The sequence below is a fragment of the Candidatus Cyrtobacter comes genome (assembly GCF_034470605.1).
GTDB classification, from domain to species: domain Bacteria; phylum Pseudomonadota; class Alphaproteobacteria; order Rickettsiales; family Midichloriaceae; genus Cyrtobacter; species Cyrtobacter comes.
In genome coordinates this window covers 1-2582 of record NZ_JARGYT010000123.1, presented here as the reverse complement: position 1 = coordinate 2582, position 2582 = coordinate 1, and the positions used below count along the sequence as shown (strand labels likewise).

Annotated in this window: 6 protein-coding genes; 2 read left to right on the top strand and 4 right to left on the bottom strand. The window is 35.3% G+C overall.

The genetic code is table 11. From position 1 onward, the window contains the following. On the top strand, window positions 1-310 hold a 310-nt coding region (locus Cyrtocomes_RS05880; protein WP_322498258.1), incomplete at its 5' end, for a transposase. Window positions 311-515: 205 nt separating this feature from the next. On the opposite strand, the gene Cyrtocomes_RS05875 is transcribed toward Cyrtocomes_RS05880, so the two are convergent. Both Cyrtocomes_RS05875 and Cyrtocomes_RS06180 read right to left on the bottom strand, forming a co-directional pair. Then, a complete protein-coding gene (locus Cyrtocomes_RS05875; RefSeq protein WP_322498257.1) occupies window positions 516-662 on the bottom strand; it encodes a helix-turn-helix domain-containing protein in 147 nt (48 codons plus the stop codon). Beyond that, complete coding sequence (locus tag Cyrtocomes_RS06180) at window positions 628-750, bottom strand: recombinase family protein (RefSeq protein WP_410519713.1); 123 nt, start codon at window positions 748-750, stop codon at window positions 628-630. Before Cyrtocomes_RS06180 ends, Cyrtocomes_RS05875 begins: the two co-directional genes overlap by 35 nt. Before the next feature lie 131 nt (window positions 751-881). Between Cyrtocomes_RS06180 and Cyrtocomes_RS05870 the strand changes: the two genes are divergently transcribed. Further along, the gene (locus tag Cyrtocomes_RS05870; RefSeq protein WP_322498256.1) at window positions 882-1124 is read left to right on the top strand and encodes a hypothetical protein; all 243 of its coding nucleotides are present in this window, start codon (window positions 882-884) and stop codon (window positions 1122-1124) included. Between the two features lie 2 nt (window positions 1125-1126). Here the strand turns inward: Cyrtocomes_RS05870 and Cyrtocomes_RS05865 are convergent, their stop codons facing one another. Both Cyrtocomes_RS05865 and Cyrtocomes_RS05860 read right to left on the bottom strand, forming a co-directional pair. Next, window positions 1127-1753 (bottom strand): hypothetical protein, encoded by a 627-nt coding sequence (locus Cyrtocomes_RS05865; RefSeq protein ID WP_322498255.1) that lies wholly within the window; start codon window positions 1751-1753, stop codon window positions 1127-1129. 474 nt (window positions 1754-2227) lie between these two features. Beyond that, window positions 2228-2582: Rpn family recombination-promoting nuclease/putative transposase (locus Cyrtocomes_RS05860; RefSeq protein WP_322498254.1), on the bottom strand; the 355-nt coding region annotated here is incomplete at its 5' end.

Genomic DNA, 2582 nt, shown 5'->3' with positions numbered 1-2582 from the left:
GGAAACAACCTTTTATCCATCTAAATACCATATTTATCGCCTCCAATATAATATTGCATCTTTTCCATTATTTGGCAAAACCTTTGTTAACAGTGCCTATAAGTTTTTTTGTGGAGTATTATACGTTCTAAGGACAGGTATATCATGGAGAGATTTACCTGAAGAATATTGGCATACAATATACATAAGATATAAGAGGTGGAGCGAGAATGGGTTTTTTTGGAAATTACTGTATTATCTACAAAGCACTATATTGCTAGATATATTGTTTGTTGATGGCTCTATTATACCACTACATAGACATGGATGAGGGGCTTTAAAAAAATAATGTCAGTCAGTCAAGAGGTAGAAAGGGTCTGGGTAGCACTATGCATATTGTGATCAGCAGTAATTCGTTTGTTGCTTGCAAATTATTTCCTGCACAAAGGCAAGATTGCAAAAGATAGATCGTCCGAACGGATCCCTCTAGTTTTTGACAGAACCTCAATCGTTGTTTAGTTTTTAAATTTCTACTTCTAACAAAGCAAAAATAGGGTAGTCCGAGAAATATCCATAATTTTAGCTATGGATGATTTAGATACTTTTTTACCAAGAAGCATTTTGATTTCTTCTTCCTTACCATTTAATCTAAATTTGCCAAATAATCCTTTTTGTCTTCCCAATATTTCCCCTCTGTTTAGCAGCAGTAAGTGTTTGCTTTGTTCTCTCGGATATTAAATTTCTTTCAATTTCCGCAAAGAGACCAAACATAGCAGTTAGAGCTATAAAAGTAACATGAGTCCGTTTGGACGATTTATGTAATAAACCCCTATATAAAAAGCGCAATATTATTGAGCGTTTTTTCGGTAGATTAAAGGAAAATAAGAGAATTGCCATGAGGTTTGACAAAAAGGATTCTACATTCCTTGCATTTATTGCTCTTGCAATCGCTAAACTTTATAAATTATTTTGTTAACGGTGCCATAAAAGATAGAAAAATATCACCAGATAAGGCCGATGCGCTCGCCATTACCTTTGCTCTACCATACGTTCCTAGGAAAAAGGCTGAAAAACAAGAGCATATAGAAACAGAATTTATGGACTTTGACGTTGAAAAATACGGAGAACTTGCTTGGATGAGATGAGCTTATTTAATACGCAACCGTTTATTCATATTAAAGCTAAATATTAGTAGATCCCGGTTGGGCTTAGATAAAAGATCATTTTCAACAACTTGATCTATTTCTTGGTGCTTTTGGAGGCTTGGGCTCCCAGCTCCATTTTCAATTTCGAGTTGTGTAAACCCATTACATCTATCGCTATCAAATGTACCACAATGTATTTCATTGTTTGCATCAATTAACATATATGAGTCACCATTAAGTGGCTTTGTACCAAGATCTCTATGATCGAAATAATTTACATCTTTGACCTTTAATTTTTCTAACGATAATTTAACTTTAAGAAGGTTACGAGTAAACTTCTCACCACCATACACATTAACTTCAATTTTATCTCCATGTATGACCAAATTATCTTTAGCACATTTGTTAAAAGCCTCATAAGCCTTTTTAACTCTTTCAGTAGCGGATTCATTGTTGTATAGATTACACCCATCAAAATGAAATAATCCTCTAGCAAATTTGTTAGAGCGCCTATCATAAGCAGAGAGGGAAACGGCTATACATTCAGTCATTCCAGTGGTAATGAGTTGTTCTGTACTATCGCATGTTACCATTCCACAACCTTGAAGGATGTAACAAAATTTACCCATCCTTTAGCAGATTTTAAAATTAGCATTGTTCTTATGCTATCAAGCCATGTTTATATGGGCAAAATTTATTATAAAAACAATATATAGTATAGTGATATATTGGTATTTTGTTCACCTCATTTTAGCCTCTTGTTAGCGTTTGGAAGGCAATCTCACACCTGATAAGTTTATAAATTTCGCTATTAAGGCTTATGAACTATTTAATTTTGCTTCACACGAGTAATAAATATATGATTATAGATGAAACACTGGTGCAAGATTTGATAGCCAGACAATTTCCTGAGTGGAAAAATTTACCTATTAGGGGTCACGAGAGAATTCGGACTTTTTAGCACGCTAAGGAATTTCTAGCAACACGGCCCCAGGTTAAGAGCGTGGTGTTTTTTGGCCACGGTATGTAAATTTGCAAAAGATCGAAAATTTCCCGATATAATCCCTTGCAGCCTCTAAGCGCGCCTACCTTATCCCGGGTCCTTAAAGCTTTTCTATCTCCTTTAAAGAAAGCCCCGTGGATTCTGATATCTTTTTCTTATCAATACCAAGAGATAGTAGGTTCTTGGCTATTGATAACTTCTCTGAGTATCTACCCTCTTCTCTGCCCTCTTCTCTGCCCTCTTCTCTGCCCTTTTCTCTCGCTTCATCCTTGATATACTCCTCTCTTGCTCTGGCATCTTTTGCCGCTTTCTCAGCACTTTCATAAGCAAGTAATTCCTCATTAGTCCAGTTATGTGCTTCTAATTCATTATATGCTCTCTGGATTATATCATTGTTGTTTGCAAGAATAGATTGCATGTCTTCTCCTTTATGTGCATGTTTAAAAAAGTAGCAC